Below are 597 nucleotides of genomic sequence, written 5' to 3'. Positions count from 1 at the left end.
GTCGCTTTGTCAGTAAGAGGCTGGCCGAGCGTTGAAGGGTTTGCCAAGCGCGCACTGGAACTCGCCACAACCGACGACAGCAAAGCCAGCGCAGCAGAAATGCTTGTACTGCAGAAATTCCAGTCGGGCTCGCCCTCGGAGGCCATGCCGCTCGCCGACGAATTCCGCAAGCAGTTTACCGTGAACATTTCGTTCGAGAGCCGCGTTGCTGAAATCGCGCGACGTCTAGGCGACACGGTCGAGCTTGAAAAGGCAAGAATGCGCCTTGCCGCCTTCGGCAGCCGCACCGATTTGTCGCCACTGGATCGATTCGCACTGTCTGATGCCTATGCCGACGACAACAGATGGTCGGAGGCCGCAGACCTTCTGGATGGTCTGTATGCGCTCGACCGGCCGTCGGAGATTTTGAAGCGTCGTCTCTTCGCCTTGTACCGCGCGGACCGAAGGGCTGACGCGCGTGCGCTTTTTGATTCACTGCTGCCCGGCGCGCTCAAGTCGCCCGAGCTTATTCGCCTCGGAGCAGCAATCTACGAGCGCTCTGGCCTTCTGCCAAAAGCCTTGAAGGCGCTTGATACAGCGCTCGACATCAATCCGGGT

1 pseudogene is annotated in these 597 nt (G+C 59.6%); it reads left to right on the top strand.

The features are described 5' to 3' along the window. Positions 1 to 597, top strand: a pseudogene (locus EOA22_RS37940) (hypothetical protein); the annotation flags it as partial.

Origin of the sequence: Mesorhizobium sp. M7A.F.Ca.US.014.04.1.1, from assembly GCF_003998745.1 — a bacterium.
In the GTDB taxonomy this organism is placed as follows: Bacteria; Pseudomonadota; Alphaproteobacteria; order Rhizobiales; family Rhizobiaceae; genus Mesorhizobium; species Mesorhizobium ciceri.
This window is presented reverse-complemented; position numbering and strand designations above follow the sequence as displayed.